Raw genomic sequence first — 21,413 nt, 5'->3', positions numbered from 1 at the left:
GGGAGATCAGCAACGCCACCGACCTTGCGCTGGTCGGCGGGTACCGCGTCCTTGCCGAGTGCCGCCCGGGCCCGGGCGGCGCGCCCCGACCCTCCGTACGTGCGTGTCCGCCTCGCCGCCACGACGCCCCCTCGACCCGGTCCGGTTCGCTTCGGTCGCCGCTGGGACGGGGGCCGCGCGGCGGCGGTTCCCGTTCCGCTCGCGCGGGGCGCGCGGGGACCCGTACGCCCGTCGGAGCGGCTACGCCTCCGGCGTCGGCGCGCCGCCGAGCTCCCCCGCGATCCGCCGCATGCCCTCGGTGAACTCCTCGGCGGTGGCGGCGCTCTCGGGGTCGAAGAGCCACTGGATCATCAGGCCGTTGAGGAGTGCCTGGTAGACGGCGCCGACCGTCCGCTCCTCGCGCTCGGTGATCTGCTCCTCCGGGGTCCCGGTCACCATGGAGACGAGGCCCCGGCGGCCCTCGGACTGCGAGGCGGCGAGCATGGCCCGCAGCTCGGGGCGGGTGTCCCGGCCCAGCGCCACCTCCAGGCTGGCCGACCAGACGGGGCTGGACGCCTCGTGCCGGGCGAGGACGCCCTCCCAGACGGAACGGAACCGCTCCAGGGTGCCCGGCTCCCCCGCCAGGCCGGCCTGGAAGCCGTCGCCCCACTCCTCCATCAGCGCGATGAACGCCTGCGTGAGCAGGGCGTCCTTGGAGCCGTAGTGGTAGCCGATCGAGGCGAGGTTCGTACCGGACGCGCTGACGATGTCGCGCGCGGTGGTCCGCACGAACCCCTTCTCGGCCAGGCACTTCTTGGCGCCTTCGAGCAGGTCTTCACGATGTCCCATGCCGCCACGGTAGCAAGACAACCGTCTCAGACAGAAGTTCCATACGTTCGTCACAGACAAGCGTTCATGCCCCTGTGGGGCGGCGGGCACGCGAAAGGGCCCGGGGTCCACGCCCCGGGCCCTTCCCACGTCGCGCGGCGCTCGCGGCGCCGCGATCAGCCCAGGTTGACCGTACGGGCCGAAGCGGCGCCGATCTCGGCCGAGATGGCCGCGAGGACGTCGACCGGAACCTCCGCGTCGACGGTGAGGACGACGAGCGCCTCGCCACCCTCCTCGGCGCGGGCGACCTGCATGCCGGCGATGTTGAGGCCGGCCTCGCCGAGCAGGTGGCCGACCTTGCCGACCACGCCCGGACGGTCGGTGTAGCGGAGCACGATCATGTGGTCGGCCAGGGCCAGGTCCACGTCGTACTCGCCGACGCCCACGATCTTCTGAAGGTGCTTCGGGCCCGCCAGGGTGCCGGAGACCGACACCTCCTGACCGTCCGACAGGGTGCCGCGCACGGTCACCACGTTGCGGTGGTCCGGGGACTCCGAGCTGGTGGTCAGCCGCACCTCGACGCCGCGCTCCTGCGCGAACAGGGGGGCGTTGACGTAGGAGACCGTCTCGTCGACGACGTCCTCGAAGACGCCCTTGAGGGCGGAGAGTTCGAGCACCTTCACGTCGTGCTGGGTGATCTCGCCGCAGACCTCGACGTCGAGACGGACCGCGACCTCGCCCGCGAGGGCGGTGAAGATGCGGCCGAGCTTCTCGGCGAGGGGCAGACCGGGACGGACGTCCTCGGCGATGACGCCGCCCTGGACGTTGACCGCGTCCGGCACGAGCTCACCGGCGAGGGCCAGGCGCACCGACTTGGCGACGGCGATGCCGGCCTTCTCCTGTGCCTCGTCCGTGGAGGCGCCGAGGTGCGGGGTGCACACGACCTGGTCGAGCTCGAAGAGCGGGGAGTCCGTGCAGGGCTCCTTCGCGTACACGTCGAGGCCGGCGCCGGCGACGCGGCCCTCCTTGATCGCCGAGTACAGCGCGGCCTCGTCCACGATCCCGCCGCGGGCGGCGTTGACGATGCGGACGGACGGCTTGACCTTGTGCAGGGCCTCGTCACCGATGAGACCGAGGGTCTCGGGGGTCTTGGGCAGGTGCACGGTGATGAAGTCCGCGACCTCCAGCAGCTCGTCCAGCGTGAGCATCTTGACGCCCATCTGGGCGGCGCGCGCGGGCTGCACGTAGGGGTCGTACGCGACGATCTTCATGCCGAAGGCCGACATGCGCTGGGCGACCAGGACGCCGATGCGGCCGAGGCCGACGACGCCGAGGGTCTTCTCGCTCAGCTCGACGCCCGTGTACTTGTTCCGCTTCCACTCGCCGTTCTTCAGGGCGGTGTTGGCCTGCGGGATGTTGCGGGCGGTGGCGACGAGCAGGCCGCAGGCGAGCTCGGCGGCGGTGACGATGTTGGAGGTCGGGGCGTTCACGACCATCACGCCGGCCTTGGTGGCGGCGGACACGTCGACGTTGTCGAGGCCGACACCGGCGCGCGCGACGACCTTGAGCTTCTTGGCGGCGGCGATCGCCTCGGCGTCCACCTTGGTGGCGGAGCGGACGAGGATGGCGTCCACGTCGACGATCGCGGGCAGCAGCTCCGCGCGGTCGGCTCCGTTGACGTGCCGGATCTCGAAGTCCGGACCGAGTGCGTCCACCGTGGCGGGCGACAGCTCTTCGGCGATGAGTACGACAGGTTTCGAGCTCACGTGGGTCCTCACAAGTCCAGTGCGGACGGCCGTCCCGACGGCCGCAGGCGGTGGAGGGGGTAGCCGCGTGGAAGACGCACGACACTGTGGGCCTGACGCGTTGTGTTGAGCAGTGTAGTGGCGGATCCGGAACGGAATTCCGCCTGTACGGAAGGATCACCCGTCCGTGATTGGCCGGGGTGGACAATCCGCACTACGGGACGTCTACATTCCGGCCGACTCGGGCCCGGGCGACCGCCCGGTGGGGCTGCGGCGCGCACGCCGCGGCCCCACCGTCCGCGCGATCAGCTCTCGTCGTTGTCGACCCAGCTCATCAGCTTGCGCAGCTTCTTGCCGGTGGTCTCCAGCAGGTGCTCGGAGTCGGCCTTCTTGTACTCGTTGTACTTCGGCAGACCGGCCTTGTACTCGGCCATCCAGGTGTTGGCGAACTCGCCGCTCTGGATCTCGGCCAGGACCTTCTTCATCTCGGCCTTGGTGGCGTCGGTGATGACGCGGGGGCCGGTGATGTAGTCGCCCCACTCGGCGGTCTCGGAGACCGACCAGCGCATCTTCTCCAGGCCACCCTCGTACATGAGGTCGACGATGAGCTTCAGCTCGTGCAGGCACTCGAAGTAGGCGATCTCCGGCTGGTAGCCGGCCTCGGTCAGGGTCTCGAAACCGGCCTTGACCAAGGCGGAGGCGCCACCGCAGAGGACGGCCTGCTCACCGAACAGGTCGGTCTCGGTCTCCTCGGTGAAGGTGGTCTTGATGACGCCGGCGCGGGTGCCGCCGATGCCGGCCGCGTAGGACAGCGCGAGGTCGAAGGCGCTGCCGGTGGAGTCCTGCTCGACGGCGGCGATGCAGGGCACGCCGCGGCCTTCCTCGTACTGGCGGCGGACCAGGTGGCCCGGGCCCTTCGGGGCGACGAGGGCGACGTCCACGTTGGCCGGGGGCTTGATGAAGCCGTAGCGGACGTTGAAGCCGTGGCCGAAGAAGAGCGCGTCGCCCTCCTTGAGGTGGTCCTTGATGGACTCCTCGTAGATCTCGGCCTGGAGCGGGTCCGGGGTCAGGATCATGATGACGTTCGCCCACTCGGCGGCCTCCGAGACGGAGACGACCTTCAGACCCTGCTCCTCGGCCTTGGCCTTGGACTTCGAGCCCTCCTTCAGACCGACGACGACGTCGACGCCCGAGTCACGGAGCGACAGCGCGTGGGCGTGGCCCTGGCTGCCGTAGCCGATGACCGCGACCTTGCGGCCCTGGATGATGGACAGGTCGGCGTCGTTCTCGTAGAACAGCTCGGCCACTGGGATATCTCCTTGGTGCGCTGGTGTTGCTCCCACCGTACGGCGGGGAACGGAAGATGGGTTTCCCGGTCTCGCTATGCGAACCGGCGTGTCAGGCGCTGCGGTCGAGCGAGCGCAGGCTGCGGTCCGTGATGGACCGTCCGCCACGCCCTATGGCGATCGTGCCGGACTGCACGAGCTCCTTGATGCCGAACGGCTCCAGCATCTTGAGCATGGCGCCGAGCTTGTCGCTGCCGCCGGTGGCCTCGATGGTGACGGCCTCCGGGGAGACGTCGACCGTCTTGGCGCGGAAGAGCTGGACGATCTCGACGATCTGGGAGCGCGTCTCGTTGTCGGCGCGGACCTTCACGAGGACGAGCTCGCGCTCGATGGCGTTGTGCGGCTCCAGCTCGACGATCTTGAGGACGTTGACCAGCTTGTTGAGCTGCTTGGTCACCTGCTCCAGCGGGAGGTCCTCGACGTTCACGACGATGGTGATGCGGGAGATGTCGGGGTGCTCGGTGACGCCGACCGCGAGGGAGTCGATGTTGAACCCGCGGCGGGAGAACAGCGCGGCGATCCGGGCGAGGATGCCGGGCGTGTTCTCGACCAGGACGGAGAGCGTGTGCTTGGACATGTGAGTCGTTCTCTCTCTTCGGCTCTCTCGGCTCAGTCGTCTTCGTTGTCGCCGAAGTCGGGGCGGACGCCCCGGGCTGCCATGACCTCGTCGTTGGAGGTGCCGGCGGCGACCATCGGCCACACCATGGCGTCCTCGTGGACGATGAAGTCGACCACGACGGTGCGGTCGTTGATCGCGTTGGCCTCTGCGATGACCTTGTCCAGGTCCGCCGGGTCCTCGCAGCGCAGCGCGACGCAGCCCATGGCCTCGGACAGCTTGACGAAGTCCGGGACGCGGGTGCCCTGGCGGGGGGCGCTGGACTCGCCGAGCTGGGAGCCCACCGTGTCGTGACCGGTCTCGTCGGCGTGCAGCACGGTGTTGGAGTAGCGCTGGTTGTAGAACAGGGTCTGCCACTGGCGGACCATGCCCAGGGCGCCGTTGTTGATGATCGCGACCTTGATCGGGATGTTGTTGAGCGCGCAGGTGGCCAGTTCCTGATTGGTCATCTGGAAGCAGCCGTCGCCGTCGATCGCCCAGACGGGGCGGTCCGGCATGCCGACCTTGGCGCCCATCGCGGCGGGGACCGCGTAGCCCATGGTTCCGGCGCCGCCGGAGTTCAGCCAGGTGCGGGGCTCCTCGTACTTGACGAAGTGGGAGGCCCACATCTGGTGCTGGCCGACGCCGGCCGTGAAGATCGTGCCCTGCGGCGCGAGCTCGCCGATGCGCTCGATGACCTGCTGCGGGGAGAGCGAACCGTCCTCGGGCAGGTCGTAGCCCAGGGGGTAGGTCTCGCGCCAGCGGTTGAGGTCGTTCCACCAGGCGCTGTAGTCGCCGGCGTTGCCGTCGTTGTGCTCCGCCTGGATGGCCTGGATCAGGTCGGCGATGACCTCGCGGGCGTCACCGACGATCGGGACGTCGACCTCGCGGTTCTTGCCGATCTCCGCCGGGTCGATGTCCGCGTGGATGACCTTGGCGAAGGGGGCGAAGCTGTCGAGCTTGCCGGTGACGCGGTCGTCGAAGCGGGTGCCGAGGGCGATCAGCAGGTCCGACTTCTGGAGCGCGGTGACGCCGGTGACGCTGCCGTGCATGCCCGGCATGCCGACGTGCAGCGGGTGGCTGTCGGGGAAGGAACCCAGGGCCATCAGGGTGGTACAGACGGGGACGCCGGTCAGCTCGGCGAGGACCTTCAGCTCGGCCGTGGCGCCGGACTTCATGACGCCGCCGCCGACGTACAGGACCGGGCGCTTGGCCGCGGCGATGAGCTTGGCGGCCTCGCGGATCTGCTTGGCGTGCGGCTTGGTGACCGGCCGGTAGCCCGGCAGGTCCATGGCCGGCGGCCAGGAGAACGTCGTCTTCGACTGGAGGGCGTCCTTGGCGATGTCGACGAGGACCGGGCCGGGGCGGCCGCTGGCCGCGATGTGGAAGGCCTCGGCGATGGTCTTCGCGATGTCCTCGGCCTTGGTGACCAGGAAGTTGTGCTTGGTGATCGGCATGGTGATGCCGACGATGTCCGCCTCCTGGAAGGCGTCCGTGCCGATCGCCTTGGAGGAGACCTGGCCGGTGATGGCGACCAGCGGGACGGAGTCCATGTGCGCGTCGGCGATCGGCGTGACCAGGTTGGTGGCACCCGGGCCGGAGGTGGCCATGCAGACGCCGACCTTGCCGGTCGCCTGGGCGTAGCCGGTGGCGGCGTGTCCGGCTCCCTGCTCGTGGCGGACGAGGATGTGACGGACCTTCTTGCTGTCCATCATCGGGTCGTACGCGGGGAGGATGCAGCCGCCGGGGATGCCGAAGACGGTGTCGCACCCCACCTCTTCGAGAGAGCGGATGAGGGACTGCGCACCCGTGACGTGCTCAACTGCGGTGGGCTGCTGCCCACCCGTACGGGGCCGCGGCTGCGGATGGTGGGCCCCGGAGGCCTGCTCGGTCATCGGCATTCTCTTCTCGAAGCTGAGGGTTTTACGAGGAGCGGGGGTGTCCCGGTTCAGGGCCCGGGGCGTGTGCCAGTGCAACAAAAAACCCCTCGTGCCAGGTGGCAAGCGAGGGGAGCGCGTCGGTGGTGTCGAGCGGGGACGTGTGGGTCCCAGCTTCAGCCGACGCGCTTTCCAAGTACGAGAATTCGGGTGCGCATGGCACTGACCCTCCCTCCGGCGGGAGGTGGATGTCAAGCGGGTGGGACGGGCGTCTCATTATTTGAGCCCCTACGGAGGACCATCGAGCCGCCGGACGCGCCTCCCGCCAAGGCGGGCAGGGCGGAACCGCCCGGTACTGGGAACGTACCGCGCACGAGCGTGCGCCGCAGCCTGTATTCGTCGAGGGGGCCGGAAAACGCCATTCCCTGGCCGTGCGTGCAGCCCATGGCGCGCAGGGCGAGGACCTGCTCGGGCAGATCCACCCCCTCGGCGACGGACTGCATGCCCAAATCATTTGCGATGCGCAACAATCCTGCGGTGATCTTGCGGAGTCTGGCCGACTCGACCAGGCCCTCCACCAGCCCCCGGTCCAGCTTGAGCAGGTCGACGGGGAGCCGCCGGAGGGCGCTGATGGCCGCGTAGCCGCTGCCGAAGCCGTCGAGGGCGATCCGCACGCCGAGGCGGTGCAGGGCCGTCAGGCGGCGCTCCAGGTCGTCGAAGGGCACTCTGGGGTCGGAGGCGGAGATCTCCAGCACCAGGCTCCCGGAGGGCAGTCCCAGGCCGTTCAGGAGCGCCTCCACGGACCCGCTCGGCAGGGAGCGGTCCAACAGTCTCTGGGCGGTCATCCGCACGGCCACCGGTACCTCGTGTCCGGCGCGCAGGCGCTCGGCGGCCTGCTCCAGGGCCTCTTCGAGGAGCCAACGGCCCGGTTCGGCGGCGCGCGCGGCGTCCTGCCGGGACGGGCCGCCCTCGCCGTGCTCGGCCACCCGCAGGAACTCGGCGGGGGTGAAGAGGATGCCCTGGGCGGAGCGCCAGCGGGGCTGCGCGGCGACCGCCGTGACCTCCCCGCCCTCCAGGGACACCACGGGCTGGTGGAGCAGGACGAACTCGCCCTCCTGGAGCGCGGTGCGCGGCCGGCCCCCGGGCTCGGCCTTGCGGGCCGTCGCCGCGGCCTGCATCCGGGGGTCGTACAGCTCGACGCGGTCCTTGCCGCCGGCCTTGGCCCGGTACATGGCGAGATCGGCGTTGCGCATCAGGTCCGAGGGGGTGATGCCGGAGTCGGCGAAGGCGACGCCGATGCTGGCGGCCACGCGGACGTCGCCGCCGGCGATGCGGTAGGGCCGGGAGAGCGTGGTGCGCAGCCGCTCGGCGATCTCGTGCACCTGGTACTCGCGGGCGCTGCGGTCCCGGCTGCCGTCGCCCGTGATCAGGGCCGCGAACTCGTCGCCGCCGAGCCGGGCGGCGGTGTCGCCCGCGCGGACGGCCTCCTGGAGGCGTCGGGCGGCCTCGACGAGCAGCTCGTCGCCGGCCTGGTGGCCGATGGTGTCGTTGACCGCCTTGAAGCCGTCGAGGTCGATGAAGAGCACGGCGGTGCTGTGGTCGCCCGCCCGGCGGCCGGTCAGGGCCTGGCGGACCCGGCGGGTGAACAGGGCCCGGTTGGGCAGGTCCGTGAGGGGGTCGTGTTCGGCGCTGTGCTGGAGCTGGGCCTGGAGGCGCACTCGCTCGGTGACGTCGCGGCTGTTGAGGATGAGGCCGCCCTGGTGGCGGTTGACGGTGGACTCCACGTTGAGCCACTCGCCGCCGCCGGACTGGAAGCGGCATTCGATCCGGGTGGTGGGCTCCTCGGCGGGTGGCGCGGCGAGGAACCTGCGCACTTCGTGGACCACGCGGCCGAGGTCGTCCGGATGGATGAGGGCGGCCAGTTCGGTGCCCACCAGTTCCTCGGCGTCGCGACCGTAGACCCCGGCGGCGGCGGGGCTGACGTAGCGCAGGGTGCCGGTGGGGGCCGCGATCATGATCACGTCGCTGGAGCCCTGGACCAGGGAGCGGAAGTGGTTCTCCTTCTGGGCCAGTTCCTGGGTCAGCGCGATGTTGTCGAGCAGCATGATGCCCTGCCGGATGACCAGGGCGAGCACGACCGTGCACCCGGTGAAGACGACCATCCGGTCGACCTTCCTGCCGTCCACGACGTTGTAGAGGATCCCGAGGGTGCAGACGGCGGCGGCGAGGTACGGGGTGAGGGCGGGCAGCGAGCCGGTGATGGGGCGGCTGTGCGGCCGTTCGACGCGCGGGGGCGCGGCTCTGCCGTCGGGGTCGGCGCGCAGGGCGCCCCAGGGGGCGTAGGCGAGCAGGAGCGAGCCGGCGAACCAGCCGGCGTCGAGGATCTCCCCCGAGCGGTAGGTGGTGTTGAGCAGCGGGGAGGTGAAGAGGGCGTCGCTCAGGACGGTCAGGGCGAGGGCGGCGATGGCGGTGTTGACGGCCGAGCGGTTGTTCGCCGAGCGGCGGAAGTGCAGCACGAGCACCATCGAGACGAGCGCGATGTCGAGGAGCGGGTAGGCGAGCGAGAGGGCCGTGCGCGGGACGCTGCCGGTGGCGCCCGACTGGGCGGTGCGGGCGGCGTTGGCGAGGGCCAGGCTCCACGAGAGGGTGAGCAGGGAGCCGCCGATGAGCCAGGAGTCGAGCCCGAGGCAGACCCAACCCGCCCGCGTGACGGGCCGTTTGGCGAGGACGAGCAGGCCAACGATGGCGGGCGGGGCGAAGCAGAGGAAGGTGAAGTCGGCGAGCGAGGGCTCCGGGACGTCCTGGTCGAGGACGACCTCGTACCATCCCCAGATCGCGTTGCCGAGGGCCCCCATGAGCGAGGAGAACGCGAACATCAGCCAGGCGGGACGTTCGCGCCGGTCGATCGTGCGGGCGTAGTGGTAGCAGGAGACGGCGGCCAGCAATCCGGCCGCGCTGAGTCCGAAGTCGCCCATCACCTCGGCGAGTTCCTCGGAACCCCAGCCGAGGGCCGCCCCGACGGCGTACCCGCCGCTCACCACCGCGAGGAGGAGCTGCGCCGCCAGACCCCTGCCGCCGCCGGAGGACGGCGACCGGGTCAGGAGCGCCGCCCCCGGGGCACTCACCGGTCCCCCTCGCCGGCTCGTTCCGGCGCACTCCACCGTCGCCTGCGGCGGCTTCGCCGCTTCGGGTCCTTCGTCCATTGGCCGTGCATCGCCCGTCGCCCCCCAAAGTGTCCGATCACCCCAGCGCCAGACGTACGTGGCGCAGCCCCTTCTTCCGGACGATACACCACTTTCGTCACTCAGCGACATAGCATCTCTACGCTCCGTCACCACGGAAGGGGGCGGGGCGACTGTTCGCGTACGCGCCGTCGCACAGTGTGCGCGCCCCCGTGTCAGCCGGTGACGAGCACCGTGTTCTCCACCGGCTCCCCTGCGGCGAAACGGGTGAGTTGGCGGGCCACCAGGCGCTTGGCCCGCGGGGCGAACGCCGAGCTGCTGCCGCCCACATGGGGCGTGACGAGGACGTTCGGAGCGTGCCAGAGGGGATGGCCGGCGGGCAGCGGTTCGGGGTCGGTGACGTCCAGCGCGGCGTGCAGCCGGCCCGAGTCCAGTTCCGTCAGCAGGGCGGGCGTGTCGACGACGGGGCCGCGGGCGACGTTCACGAGGAGGGCGCCGTCCTTCATCCGGCCGAGGAAGTCCGCCCCGACGAGCCCCCGGGTGTCCTCGGTGAGCGGGGTGCACAGGACGACCACGTCGGCCTCCGGGAGGAGCCCGGGCAGGTCGGCGAGGGCGTGCACGGGGCCGTGGGGGGCGGTGCGCGCGGAGCGGGCGACGCGGGTGATCCGCCCGCACTCGAAGGGGACGAGCCTGTCCTCGACGGCCGCGCCGATCGATCCGTAGCCGACGATCAGGACGGAGCGGTCGGCGAGGGCCTCGTAGAAGCCGCCGTGCCACTCCTCGCGGTCCTGGCCGCGGACCATGCGCGGGATGCCGCGCAGGGAGGCGAGGGTCAGGGTGAGGGCGAGTTCGGCGGTGCTGGCCTCGTGGACGCCCCGGGCGTTGCACAGGCGGACGCCGGGGGCCAGGTCGGCGAGGCCGCCGAGGACGTGGTCGATGCCCGCGGTGAGGGTCTGGACGATGCGCAGGGCCGGCATCTTCGGGAGCGGGCGGACGGTCACCGCGGGGGACTTCATGTACGGCGTGACGTAGAAGACGCAGTCGGCCGGATCGGCCGGGAAGGCGTCCTCGCCGTCCCACTGCCGGTAGCGGAAGGAGTCGGGGAGGCCGTCGATCTCCGCGGCGGGGAAGGGGAGCCACACGTCCCCGGTCGTTGCAGTCATGATCACGAGGCTATGCGAAGGGATGCCGGGGGAACCGGATCAAGCCGTTAGTTTGAGGGCCGGAGCGGAAGGGGGACGCAGGGGTGGAGCGCAGGTCTATCGGGTCGGGACCGCTGACGGTGGGTGCCATAGGGCTCGGCTGCATGCCGATGAGCTGGGCCTACGCACCGTCCCGCCGCCGGGGCGAGGAGTCGCTGCGCACCCTGCACCGGGCGCTGGACCTGGGGTCGAACCTGCTGGACACGGCCGATCTGTACGGACCCTTCACCAACGAGCTGATGGTGGGGCGGGTGCTGCGGGAGCGGCGCTCCGAGGCCTTCGTCTGCGCCAAGGTGGGGCTGCGGGCCGGGGAGCAGCACGTGGTGGCCGACGGGCGTCCGGGGTACGTGCGGCGGGCCTGTGACGCCTCGCTGCGGCGGCTGCGGACCGATGTGATCGACCTGTACCAGTTGCACCGGGTCGATCCGGACGTGCCGGTGGAGGAGACCTGGGGGGCGATGGCGGAGCTGGTGGGCGCGGGGAAGGTGCGGGCGCTCGGGTTCTGCACGCTGGGCGCGGGGGCCGGGCCGGGGGCGGGGCGGCGGGGTGACCGGGCGTACCGGTCGACGTTGCGGCAGCTGGAGCGGGTCCAGCAGGTGTTCCCGGTGACGGCGGTGCAGGCGGAGCTGTCGGTGTGGTCCCCGCAGGCGGCGTGGCAGCTGCTGCCGTGGTGCGCGGCGCGGGGGGTGGGGGTGCTGGCGGCGATGCCGCTCGGCAGCGGCTTCCTGACCGGGACCCTGACTCCGGGGCAGGGGTTCGAGGACGCCGACGTACGGGCGCGCCACCCCCGGTTCACGGCGGACGCGATGGCCTCCCACCAGGTGCTGCCGGCGGGGCTGCGCCGGGTGGCGCGGCGGCACGGGCCGCGGGTCACGGCGGCGCAGGTGGCGCTGGCGTGGGTGCTGGCGCAGGGTCCGCACGTGGTGCCGGTGCCGGGGGCGGAGCGGGCGTGCTGGGCGGAGGAGAACGCCCGGGCGGCGGAGGTGCGGCTGTCGGCGGCGGAGCTGGCCGAGATAGCGGAGTTGCGGTCGGCGGTGGGAGCCTGGGACTGAGCCCGACAACCACTCGATCGAGTGTACGAGCGGTGGAACTCGGTGAGGGTCCCGGACTGTTGATCCGGGTGAAGGCGGGCATCGGAGGATCGACGGATCGGACGGGGGAAGAGGGCGATGGGGTACGAACGGCAGTACGGGTTCCGCGGGGCCGGGGAGCGGCCGGCCGGCGGGCAGGCGGCGGAGCGCGGTCGCGGGCGCGGGCGGTACGGGTCCCGGGTGCGCGGCGGGCCGGCGGTGCTCGCGCTCGTGGGGTGCTGGGCCCTGTTGGCGACGGGGTGCTCGGCCGGGGCCGGGGCCGGCTCGGGGGCGTCCCCGCCGGGTTCGTCACCCCCGGGCGCGGCCTCCCCGACGGCTTCGGGGACGGCGGGTGCCGGGGCGTCGGCGGCTCCCGCGAAGGGGTCGGTCACGGTGGCCGGGGAGCCGGCCAAGGGGCTGAAGTCCCCGTGGGGTGTCGCCGTCCTGCCGGGCGGGGACCTGCTGGTCGCCTCCCGGGACGAGGGAAGCGTCAGTCGGGTCGCGGCGGGCTCCGGCGCGGTGACGCGGATCGGCGACGTGCCCGGGGTGGCGCCGGGCGGTGAGGGCGGTCTGCTCGGCCTGGCCCTCTCGCCGAACTTCGCCTCGGACCGCCTGGTGTACGCGTACTTCACGACCGAGTCCGACAACCGCGTCGCCCGGCTGCGCTACGACGAGCAGCGGGCCGCCGGACAGCAACTGGGCGCCCCCGACACGGTGTTGCGGGGCATCCCGAAGGGGCTGATCCACAACGGCGGCCGGATCGCCTTCGGCCCCGACCGGATGCTCTACGTCGGGACGGGCGAGACCGGTGACACCGCTCTGGCCCAGGACCCGAAGTCCCTGGGCGGGAAGATCCTGCGGATGACCCCCGACGGCCGGCCGGTGCACGGCAATCCCGAGGCGGACTCCGTCGTCTACTCGACGGGGCACCGCAATGTGCAGGGTCTGGCCTGGGACAAGGACAAGCGGCTCTGGGCGGCCGAGTTCGGGCAGAACACCTGGGACGAGCTGAACCTGATCGAGCCCGGCGGGAACTACGGCTGGCCGGAGGTGGAGGGCAAGGCCGGCAGAGCCGGGTTCCGTGATCCGGTCGCGGTCTGGAGACCGGACGAGGCCTCGCCCAGCGGGATCGCCTGGGCGCAGGGGTCGATCTGGGTGGCCGGGCTGAAGGGTGAGCGGCTGTGGCGGGTCCCGCTGAACGGGGCGGTGCCCGCAGCGGAGCCGGAGGCCTTCCTGGAGGGGAAGTACGGGCGGCTGCGCACGGTGGTCCCGCTCGGTGGTGACCGGATGTTGCTGGTCACGAGCGAGACGGACGGGCGCGGCTCCGCGCAGGCGGACGACGACAGGATCCTGACCCTGACCGTGCGGTGACGGCGATCGGTGACGGGCGACGCCCCGCGAGGGGACGAGAGGCAGGGTGGACGCGGTGTTCAACATGATCGACGAGCTGTTCAACCCGGGAAGCAAGCACACCGCCGAGGAGAAGAAGCGGCTGGAGCTGTCCCGGACCGACGTCAACGACGGCGATCCGGGACGCGGGCCGATAGACCTGGACTCCGGCAGGGTCCTCATACGCCCCGCCGAGGCCCCCGAGGACGACTCCGCCGGCTAACCCCTGCGGGCCGTCCGAGGCGCGGCGGGGCCGGGGGTACCCGCGGGTGCGAGGGCCGCGGCGGCCTGGGGCGGGAGGGGGACGAACAGGCGCAGGCGGTGGGCGAGGGCGGCGGCCTCGCCCCGTCCGGCCACGCCCAGCTTGGCCAGGATGTTCGAGACGTGCACGCTGGCGGTCTTCGGGGAGATGAAGAGTTCCTCCGCGATCTGGCGGTTGGTGCTGCCGGCCGCGACCAGGCAGAGGACCTCCCGCTCGCGACCGGTCAGGCCCAGGGATTCGGCGGGGTCGCTCTCCGCCGCCGGGGCGTCCGCGCGATCGGCCTCCGGGACCAGGGGGATCCGGGCGCGTTGGGCGAGCAGGGCGAGGTCCTCGCGCAGCCGGCGGGCGCCGAGTCGGTCCGCGGTGGCGTGGGCGTCGCGGAGCAGGCGGGCCGCCGCGTCCCGGTCGCCACCGGCGGCGAGCAGGGCCTCGGCCAGCCGGTGGCGGGCCCGGGCCAGCAGGTAGGGGCGGTCCAGGGGGCGCACGGCGGCCTCGACCGAGGTCCAGTCGGCGATGGTGTCGCGGGCCTCGGCGCGCAGCAGCTCGGCCCGTAGGTACTCGGCGTGGGCCGCCCACACCGGGAGCGGCGCCGACAGGCCGCGGGCCGCGGCACGGAGCACCTCCAGGGCGGCGTCGCGTCCCGCGTCGGCGGCCGGCAGGCCTCGGGCGTCCGCCTCGGCGGAGGCCGCGGCGAGCAGGAGGGGCCAGGCGTAACGGTGTTGGCCGAGGGCGAAGCCGTAGGCGACGGCGTCGGCGGTCTCGGTGCGGACGTCCGCGATGCGGCCCTCTCCCTCGGCGACGCCGATGGCGAGTCGGAACAGCGGCAGGCGGTGCTGGGGCTGGCTGTCGTGGTTGCCGAAGTGGTCGTGGGCGGCGGCGAGTTGCTGAGCGGCCTCGGCGAGTTCGCCGCGGGCCAGGGCCAGGTAGGCCAGGCGTGCGGCGGCGGCTCCCCGGGGCGCCGCGCTCTGGCCGACGCGCAGGGTGCGGCGGGCCGCTTCGGCGGCTTCGTCCCAGCGGCCGAGGCTGTAGAGGCTCTCGGCCATGTTGCCCCGGATCCAGGCCTCGGTGTCCAGCAGCCGGGCCTCACAGACGAGATCGGCCCCGTGTCCGGCCGCTTCGACGGCCTCGTGGGACCGGCCCGTTCCTTCGAGTTGAGAGCTGAGGTTGATGTGTGCGCGTCCCGCGATCACGACGAGTCCGAGTTCGGTGGCCCGTTCGCTCACGGCACGGAGTTCGGCGAAGCCGGCTTCCGGGGTCCCGGCGTCGGACATGAGGCAGGCGACGGTGATCCTGGCGTTGAGTTCGGTCTCCTCGGCGCCGACCATCCGCGCGTAGGCGACGGCGCGTTGGGCGGCGGCCATGTTGTCGGGGCCGGGTTCGTGGAGCATCCCCCAGCCGGCGGCGCGGACGAGGACGTCGGCGTGCACCTGGGACGGGGGCAGCCCCTTGACCAGTTCCTGCGCGGTGGCGATCTCCTGCCAGCCGTCGCCGCGCCCGAGGCCGGCGACGAGCCGGGAGCGCTCGATCCAGAACCAGGCCGCGCGCAGCGGGTCCCCGCCGTCGTCGTCGAGCAGGCGCAGGGCGAGTTTGGTGAGCTTGAGGGCGCGTTCGCGTTCGCCGCCGAAGCGGGCGGCGACGGTGGCCTCGGCGAGCAGGTCGAGGCGGTGCAGCGGGGTGGTCGTGGGATCGCAGCCGCAGGGCGGGTAGGCCTCGGTGTAGTCCGCCGGGCGCAGGCCCTCGCGCACGCCGTCGGGGACCGCGTCCCACAGTTCCATGGCCCGTTCCAGCAGGCTCAGCTGTTCGGAGTAGGCGTGCCGGCGCCGGGCGGTCACGGACGCGGCGAGGACGGCGGGCAGGGCCTTGGCGGGGTCGTTGGCGGCGTACCAGTAGTTGGCCAGTCGGATGACCCGTTCCTCGGCGCGGACGAGGGTCCCGTCCTCCTCCATGGCCTCGGCGTAGCGGCGGTTGACGCGGGCGCGTTCGCCGGGCAGGAGGTCGTCGCTGACGGCCTCGCGGACGAGGGAGTGGCGGAAGCGGTAGCCGTCGCCGTCCGCGGTGGCGAGGAGGATGTTGGCGCCGACGGCGGCGCGCAGCGCCTCGATGAGTTCGTCCTCGCCGAGCCGGCCGACGGCGCGCAGCAGTGGGTACTCGACGGTGGAGCCGCCCTCGGCGACGATGCGCACGACGCGCTGGGCGGCGTCGGGGAGGACCTCGACGCGGACGAGGAGCAGGTCGCGCAGGGATTCGGTGAGGCCGGTGCGGCAGCCGTTCTCGCGGGAGGCGACGAGTTCCTCGACGAAGAAGGCGTTGCCGTCGGAGCGGTCGAAGACGGAGTCGACGAAGGACTCCTCGGGCTGCGAGGCGAGGATACCGACGAGTTGGCGGCGGACCTCGGCGCGGTTGAAGCGGGGCAGTTCGATGCGCCGGACGGTGCGCAGGCGGTCGAGTTCGGCGAGCAGGGGGCGCAGCGGGTGGCGTCGGTGGACGTCGTCGGCGCGGTAGGTGGCCACGACGACCAGGCGCCCGCCGGCGAGGGTGCGGAAGAGGTAGGCGAGCAGGTGCCGGGTGGAGGTGTCCGCCCAGTGGAGGTCTTCGAGGACGAGGACGACGGTGCGGTCGGCGGCGAGCCGTTCCAGCATCCGGGCCGTCAGCTCGAAGAGGCGGGCGGTGCTCTCCTCGTCGTGCGGACCGCGCGGGGTCTCGCCGAGTTCGGGGAGGATCCGGGCGAGTTCGCCCTCCTGCCCGGCGGCGGCAGCGGCGAGTTCGTCGGGGAGCCGGCGGAGCAGGCTGCGCAGGGCCGTGGAGAAGGGGGCGAAGGGAAGTCCCTCCGCCCCGATCTCCACACAGCCTCCGACGACCACGACGGCGCCGCGGCGGTCGGCCTCGCCGAGGAACTCCTCGGTGAGGCGGGTCTTGCCGACCCCTGCCTCTCCCCCGATGAGCAGGGCCTGCGGTTCCCCGGCCTCGGCGCGGGTCAGTGCGTCGACGAGTACGGCCAGTTCGTCGGCTCGGCCGACGAACACCGGGCTGACAGATCTGGTTTCCACGTCGCCGAGCATCGCACAGGGGTGCGCCCCGGCGGCACTCGTTATCGCTGCGCTCCTCATCACGCGTCAGTCGCCGGGCGCGACGGGGCGGGTCACGCGGCCCGGGCGAAGCGGCCGCGGTTCCCTCTCACCGCGCTTTCGGGTTCCTGTCCGCGAGGGGTGGCGCGGCGGGCCTTGCGGGCCTCGCGGATCATCCGGTACCGGTCGGCCTCGCGGATGAGGTCGGCGCGGCGGGCGGTGGCCATCTCGTACTCGAACATCTCGTACTCCCTGGTGGTGTTTCTCGGGCACCTCGTTCGGTGTGATCCAAGATTCGCTTCCCAGAGGGGTCCGCCACATCGGGCGCATGCCGCATGTCCGCGGGCCGGGGGTCCTTAGGCGGGGCCCGCGGTCCCCGCCCGAGGACCGGATCGGTCTAAGGCGGTGCCTACTCGGCGGCCGTCGGGAGGGGGACGAGGAGGTCGAAGTACATGAGGCCGAAGACCAGGACGCCGAGGAGGCCGAGCGCCACGCCGGCCCAGGAGACGGCGCGGACCCAGGTGGGCAGGGTCCGGCCGGGGGCGCCGAAGGCGGGGCGGGCCAGGACGAAGACGGCGATGAGGAGGGCGACGGTGGAGACGACTCCGTTGACCAGGGCGGTCATGTGCCAGGCGTCGCCGTACAGGGCGGCGATCTTCTCCTTGGCGGTGGTGGCGCTGACGGACTCGATCTGGCCGATGAGCGTCTGGCGTTCGGCGATCACCCGGGACACCCAGGTACCGCTCAGGGCGACGAGGCCCAGGCCGGCGGAGACGACGGCGGCGGCGCCGGATCCCACGCCCGAACCCGACGCGGCGGCGTCGAGGTCCTCGTCGGCGTCCCCGTCGGCGTCCTCTTCGAGGTCGTCGGCGGAGACGGCGTCGGCGTCGGCTTTCGCCGCGCCCGCTCCCTCGGCCGGGGCGGCCGGGGCGGCCGGGGCGCTCTCGTCGGTCGCGGCGGACCCTTCGGTCACGGCGGTCTCGGCGGTCTCGGCGGCGGGTGCGGCGGCCGACGCGTCCTCGACGCCGTCCGCCTCGGGGGCGGTCGGGGCGAGGGTCTTCTTGGTGTCCATGCGGGGCACCGTAGGCGGCGTTTCTGAGAGGTTCCTGAGAGCCCGCGCGGCGGGCGCGCGGTGGTGGCTCACCGGTCCGGGCCGGCGCCCGCGAAGCGGCGGGTCACCGCGGCAGCGGGGCCGGTTCCGGCTGGTCGGCGGCGGGTCGGGGCGCCGGGAGGGTGGGGCGGGTGCGGCACTCGGGGGGCTCGATGCTGATGCGGGGCAGTCTGCGGTCCAGCCAGCGGGGTATCCACCAGTTCGCGCCGCCGAGCAGGTGCATGAGGGCGGGCACGAGCAGGGTCCGCAGGACGAAGGCGTCGAGGGCCACGGCGACGGCGAGCGCGATCCCGAACATCGCGATGAGCCGGTCTCCGCTGAGGACGAAGGCCAGGAAGACGGAGATCATGATGACCGCCGCCGAGTTGATCACGCGGCTGGTCTCGGCGAGGCCGACGCGTACGGCCCGCTTGTTGTCGCCCGTCTCCAACCACTCCTCGTACATCCGACTGACCAGGAAGACCTGGTAGTCCATGGAGAGCCCGAAGAGGACCGAGACCATGATGACCGGGAGGAAGGGTTCGATCGGGCCGGCGCTGCCCAGCCCCAGGGGCTCGCTCCCCCAGCCCCACTGGAAGACGGCGACGATCACTCCGAAGGAGGAGGCGACGGCGGCGACGTTCATGGCGGCGGCCTTGACGGGGATGCCTATGGAGCGGAAGGCCAACAGCAGCAGGACGCAGCCCAGGGCGATGACCACGCCGACGAACAGGGGCAGCTTCCCGACGATCACCTCGGCGAAGTCGTCGTAGCCGGCCGTCACCCCGCCGACGTGGACCTGCTCGGGGCCGCCCCGGGTGGCGGCCGGGATGACCTCCTCGCGCAGCCGGTCGACGAGTTCGCTGGTGGCCCGGGACTGCGGCGAGGACTCGGGGACGACGGTCAGGACGGCGGTGTCCCCGCCCCCGTTGAGGACGGCGGGACCGGCCGAGGCGACGCCGTCGGTGGTGCGCAGCGTTGCGGCGAGCCGGTCGAGGGCGGCGCGGTCGCCGGCGCCGTCGAGGCGGGCCACGACGGTGAGGGGGCCGTTCATGCCGGGGCCGAAGCCGTCGGCGAGGAGGTCGTAGGCCTTGCGGGTGGTGGAACCGGCCGGGTTGTTGCCCTGGTCGGAGGTGCCGAGGTGGAGGAAGAAGGTGGGCAGGGCGAGGACGACCATGACCGCGGTGGCGAGGAGGCCGAGCAGCTTGGGGCGTCGTTCGACGAAGGCCGACCAGCGTGCGGCGAACCCGGTCGGCGTCTCGGGGCGGGGTCCCTCGGCGGCGAGCCGGCGGCGCTCGCGGCGCGAGAGGGCGCGCGTGCCGATGTAGGCGAGGAGGGCCGGGAGGAGGGTGACCGAGGCGGCCACGGTGAGGACGACGGTGAGGGAGGCGGCTATCGCGACGCCGTTCAGGAAGTTCAGGCGCAGCACGAGCATGCCGAGCAGGGCGATGCAGACCGTGGCGCCGGCGAAGACGACGGCCCGCCCGGTGGTGGCGACGGCGTTCTCGGCGGCCTCCTCGACCGTCAGGCCCCGGGCCAGGCCCTTGCGGTGCCGGGTGACGATGAAGAGGGCGTAGTCGATGCCGACGCCCAGGCCGACGAGGGTGCCGAGCATGGGGGCGAAGTCGGCGACGGGCATGGCGTGCCCGAGGAGGGTGATGCCGAAGTAGGCGCTGCCGACGCTGACGAGCGCGGTCGCGATGGGCAGCAGGCTCGCGGCGAGCGAGCCGAAGGCGAGGAAGAGGACGAGCGCGGCGATGGCGACGCCGATGACCTCGGCGAGGTGGGCGCTGGGCGCCTCCGTCAGGCCGATGGCGCGTCCGCCGAGTTCGACCTGGAGGTCGTCGGTCAGGGTGGCGGGGTTGCGTGCCGCGTCGACCACGGCCTTGGCCCGGTCCTTGGGGACCGCGTCGGCCGGGCGGTCGAAGGTGACGACGGCGTAGGCGGTGCGGCCGTCGCGGCTGATCTGCGCGGCGGCCGCGGGGCCGGGCTCGTAGGGGCTCCTGACGGATCCCACGCCGGGGAGGGCGGCGACCTCTTCCAGCGCGCGGGTCATGCGTCGTTCCACGTCGGGCGTGCGGGCGCTCTGGTGGTCCGGGGTCCGCCACACGATGGTGTCGGTGTCGCCGCCCTGGCCGTGGAAGCCTTCGCGCAGCAGGGCGTGGGCCTTGGCCGACTCGGTGCCGGGGACCTCGTAGTCGTTGGAGAAGGCGTTGCCGGCGGCCGTGGCCGCCGCGGCCGTGCCGAAGAGGGCGAGCAGCCAGATCAGGACGGTGACGAGTCGATGCCGCATGCACCACCGTGCGATTGCTGCCAACGGACGTGCTCCCTGGTGGTTCGGATCTTCACCGGGGATGGCCCGACGCAAAGAACGCTTGAACGCTTGACGCTTGACGCTTGCTCGTGAACTCGTGGTCCCGGGTGGGGGTGTGGCCCGGGAGGTCATGGAGCGGCCCGGGCCGGTCTACACCTCAATGACACGATCTCAGCGTTTCGTGATCGTTGGCGGCTTTCGTGGGGATCGTCACACGGGCTCGTCGGCCCGGTAGCCGGGGAGCGAGGGCCAGCGGACGGTGAGGACCACCGTGTCCTCCTCGGCGTGCCAGGAGTGGTCGACGCCCCGCCCCCAGACCACGTAGTCGCCCTGTTCGGCGAGGATCACGGTGCGGTCGCGGAACTCCAGCCGGAAGCGCCCGCTGATGAGCACCTGGAGCGCGGTGCGGTCCTCTCCGGTCACCCACCGCTCGCGTTCCTCGCCCTTCGGGTGGACGCCCCACTTGATCTCCACGTCCTCGCTGTGCCGGGGGTCGCCGGGCTCCTTGAAGTGGCCGAGCAGCCAGCCCCGGTCGGCGGCGGCGTCGGGGGTGGCCCTGCCGGTGTGGATGATCGGTTCGTCGCTCACGGCACGAGGCTAATCCAGTTGTGGGGGGCCTCGGCGGGCTGGTGAGCTGCGGGCCATGACGATGGATCTTGACGAACTCCTGAAGGTGCGCGACCGCTACGACGCCGAGATGCGCCGGGACGCGGTGCCCGACGCGCCGAACGCCCGCGTGGAGCGGGTCGGTCGGGTGGTACGGCAGACCGTGCCCGGTCTCGGCTGGAACGGCGTGCTCTGGTCGGACCTCGACGCCGGGACGGCGGACGCGGAGATCGCCGCGCAGGTGGCGTACTTCGGCGCGCGCGAGGACGACGGGGACGGCGCGGAGTTCGAGTGGAAGCTCTACTCCCACGACCGCCCCGCGGACCTCGGGGACCGGCTGCGCGCGGCGGGCTTCGTACCGGAGGCGCCCGAGACGCTGCTGGTCGCGCGGACGGAGGACCTCGCCGCCCTGTCGGTGGAGCCGCCGGAGGGGATCACCCTGCGGGTGGTCCGCGACGAGGCCGGGGTGGACCTGATGATGGACGTGCACCACCGCGCCTTCGGCACCGAGCGGCCCCGGATCAGGGAGCAGATGCTCACCCTGCTGCGCGACGAGCCGGGGACCATCGAGGCCGTGGTGGCGATGGCCGGTGACGAGCCGGTGAGCGCGGCCCGGATGGAGATGCGGCCGGGCAGCGCCTTCGCCGGACTGTGGGGCGGCGGCACCGACCCCCGGTGGCGCGGTCGCGGCATCTACCGCCTGCTGGTCGCCCACCGCGCCCGGGTGGCGGCCGAGCGCGGGATCCCCTACCTCCAGGTCGACGCCTCGGACGACAGCCGTCCGATCCTGGAGCGCCTCGGCTTCGGGGTGCTGGGCGTGACGGTCCCCTACGTCCGGCGGCGTCCGGGCGCCTGAGCCGGCG

16 protein-coding genes are annotated in these 21,413 nt (G+C 72.5%); 4 read left to right on the top strand and 12 right to left on the bottom strand.

Annotated elements, in window-relative coordinates; translation table 11 throughout:
• Positions 1–240: 240 nt before the first annotated feature.
• The 7 genes from AB0D01_RS34590 to AB0D01_RS34560 form a co-directional block, all read right to left on the bottom strand.
• Entirely contained in the window at positions 241–828 is a 588-nt protein-coding gene (locus tag AB0D01_RS34590) for a TetR/AcrR family transcriptional regulator (RefSeq protein WP_363062403.1), read from the bottom strand.
• 155 nt (positions 829–983) lie between these two features.
• Positions 984–2,573: a phosphoglycerate dehydrogenase gene (gene serA, locus AB0D01_RS34585; RefSeq protein ID WP_363062401.1), complete on the bottom strand. Its 1,590-nt coding sequence runs from the start codon at positions 2,571–2,573 to the stop codon at positions 984–986.
• A 284-nt stretch (positions 2,574–2,857) separates the two neighbouring features.
• Positions 2,858–3,859: a ketol-acid reductoisomerase gene (ilvC, locus tag AB0D01_RS34580; RefSeq protein ID WP_363062399.1), complete on the bottom strand. Its 1,002-nt coding sequence runs from the start codon at positions 3,857–3,859 to the stop codon at positions 2,858–2,860.
• A 91-nt stretch (positions 3,860–3,950) separates the two neighbouring features.
• Positions 3,951–4,475, bottom strand: a complete 525-nt coding sequence (gene ilvN, locus AB0D01_RS34575) for an acetolactate synthase small subunit (RefSeq protein ID WP_363062397.1) — start codon at positions 4,473–4,475, stop codon at positions 3,951–3,953.
• Positions 4,476–4,507: 32 nt separating this feature from the next.
• Positions 4,508–6,394 (bottom strand): acetolactate synthase large subunit, encoded by a 1,887-nt coding sequence (locus AB0D01_RS34570; protein WP_363062395.1) that lies wholly within the window; start codon positions 6,392–6,394, stop codon positions 4,508–4,510.
• Between the two features lie 227 nt (positions 6,395–6,621).
• Positions 6,622–9,495, bottom strand: a complete 2,874-nt coding sequence (locus tag AB0D01_RS34565) for an EAL domain-containing protein (RefSeq protein WP_363062393.1) — start codon at positions 9,493–9,495, stop codon at positions 6,622–6,624.
• A gap of 272 nt (positions 9,496–9,767) precedes the next feature.
• Complete coding sequence (locus tag AB0D01_RS34560; protein ID WP_363062391.1) at positions 9,768–10,715, bottom strand: 2-hydroxyacid dehydrogenase; 948 nt, start codon at positions 10,713–10,715, stop codon at positions 9,768–9,770.
• Between the two features lie 83 nt (positions 10,716–10,798).
• On the opposite strand from AB0D01_RS34560, the gene AB0D01_RS34555 reads away from it, so the two are divergent.
• The 3 genes from AB0D01_RS34555 (at position 10,799) to AB0D01_RS34545 (ending at position 13,436) form a co-directional block, all read left to right on the top strand.
• Positions 10,799–11,806, top strand: coding sequence for an aldo/keto reductase (locus tag AB0D01_RS34555; RefSeq protein ID WP_363062389.1), 1,008 nt, complete (start codon positions 10,799–10,801; stop codon positions 11,804–11,806).
• A gap of 237 nt (positions 11,807–12,043) precedes the next feature.
• Complete coding sequence (locus AB0D01_RS34550; protein ID WP_363062407.1) at positions 12,044–13,195, top strand: PQQ-dependent sugar dehydrogenase; 1,152 nt, start codon at positions 12,044–12,046, stop codon at positions 13,193–13,195.
• 55 nt (positions 13,196–13,250) lie between these two features.
• Positions 13,251–13,436, top strand: coding sequence for a DUF6191 domain-containing protein (locus AB0D01_RS34545; RefSeq protein WP_363062387.1), 186 nt, complete (start codon positions 13,251–13,253; stop codon positions 13,434–13,436).
• On the opposite strand, the gene AB0D01_RS34540 is transcribed toward AB0D01_RS34545, so the two are convergent.
• From AB0D01_RS34540 to AB0D01_RS34520, 5 genes are all read right to left on the bottom strand, one after another.
• Positions 13,433–16,534, bottom strand: coding sequence for an AAA family ATPase (locus tag AB0D01_RS34540; protein ID WP_363062385.1), 3,102 nt, complete (start codon positions 16,532–16,534; stop codon positions 13,433–13,435). The genes AB0D01_RS34545 and AB0D01_RS34540 overlap by 4 nt on opposite strands.
• 80 nt (positions 16,535–16,614) lie before the next feature.
• A complete protein-coding gene (locus tag AB0D01_RS34535; protein ID WP_363062383.1) occupies positions 16,615–16,782 on the bottom strand; it encodes a hypothetical protein in 168 nt (55 codons plus the stop codon).
• Positions 16,783–16,949: 167 nt separating this feature from the next.
• Positions 16,950–17,612 carry a hypothetical protein gene (locus AB0D01_RS34530; protein ID WP_363062381.1) on the bottom strand — a complete coding sequence of 221 codons (663 nt, stop codon included), beginning with the start codon at positions 17,610–17,612 and terminating at the stop codon, positions 16,950–16,952.
• Between the two features lie 103 nt (positions 17,613–17,715).
• Positions 17,716–19,947: an MMPL family transporter gene (locus tag AB0D01_RS34525; protein WP_363062379.1), complete on the bottom strand. Its 2,232-nt coding sequence runs from the start codon at positions 19,945–19,947 to the stop codon at positions 17,716–17,718.
• A gap of 207 nt (positions 19,948–20,154) precedes the next feature.
• Complete coding sequence (locus AB0D01_RS34520; protein ID WP_363062377.1) at positions 20,155–20,532, bottom strand: signal peptidase I; 378 nt, start codon at positions 20,530–20,532, stop codon at positions 20,155–20,157.
• Between the two features lie 61 nt (positions 20,533–20,593).
• On the opposite strand from AB0D01_RS34520, the gene AB0D01_RS34515 reads away from it, so the two are divergent.
• Positions 20,594–21,406, top strand: a complete 813-nt coding sequence (locus tag AB0D01_RS34515) for a GNAT family N-acetyltransferase (protein WP_363062405.1) — start codon at positions 20,594–20,596, stop codon at positions 21,404–21,406.
• Positions 21,407–21,413 lie beyond the last annotated feature (7 nt).

This window comes from Streptomyces sp. NPDC048606 (assembly GCF_040650855.1).
Taxonomy (GTDB): Bacteria; Actinomycetota; Actinomycetes; order Streptomycetales; family Streptomycetaceae; genus Streptomyces.
This window is presented reverse-complemented; position numbering and strand designations above follow the sequence as displayed.

Excerpts from the sequence above, each read along its gene's own strand:
- AB0D01_RS34515 (WP_363062405.1), top strand. The coding sequence starts at position 20,594 with ATGGATCTTGACGAACTCCTGAAGGTGCGCGACCGCTACGACGCCGAG.
- AB0D01_RS34535 (WP_363062383.1), bottom strand. The coding sequence starts at position 16,782 with ATGTTCGAGTACGAGATGGCCACCGCCCGCCGCGCCGACCTCATCCGC.
- AB0D01_RS34570 (WP_363062395.1), bottom strand. The coding sequence starts at position 6,394 with ATGCCGATGACCGAGCAGGCCTCCGGGGCCCACCATCCGCAGCCGCGG.
- AB0D01_RS34530 (WP_363062381.1), bottom strand. The coding sequence starts at position 17,612 with ATGGACACCAAGAAGACCCTCGCCCCGACCGCCCCCGAGGCGGACGGC.
- ilvN (WP_363062397.1), bottom strand. The coding sequence starts at position 4,475 with ATGTCCAAGCACACGCTCTCCGTCCTGGTCGAGAACACGCCCGGCATC.
- AB0D01_RS34560 (WP_363062391.1), bottom strand. The coding sequence starts at position 10,715 with ATGACTGCAACGACCGGGGACGTGTGGCTCCCCTTCCCCGCCGCGGAG.
- AB0D01_RS34590 (WP_363062403.1), bottom strand. The coding sequence starts at position 828 with ATGGGACATCGTGAAGACCTGCTCGAAGGCGCCAAGAAGTGCCTGGCC.
- AB0D01_RS34540 (WP_363062385.1), bottom strand. The coding sequence starts at position 16,534 with ATGCTCGGCGACGTGGAAACCAGATCTGTCAGCCCGGTGTTCGTCGGC.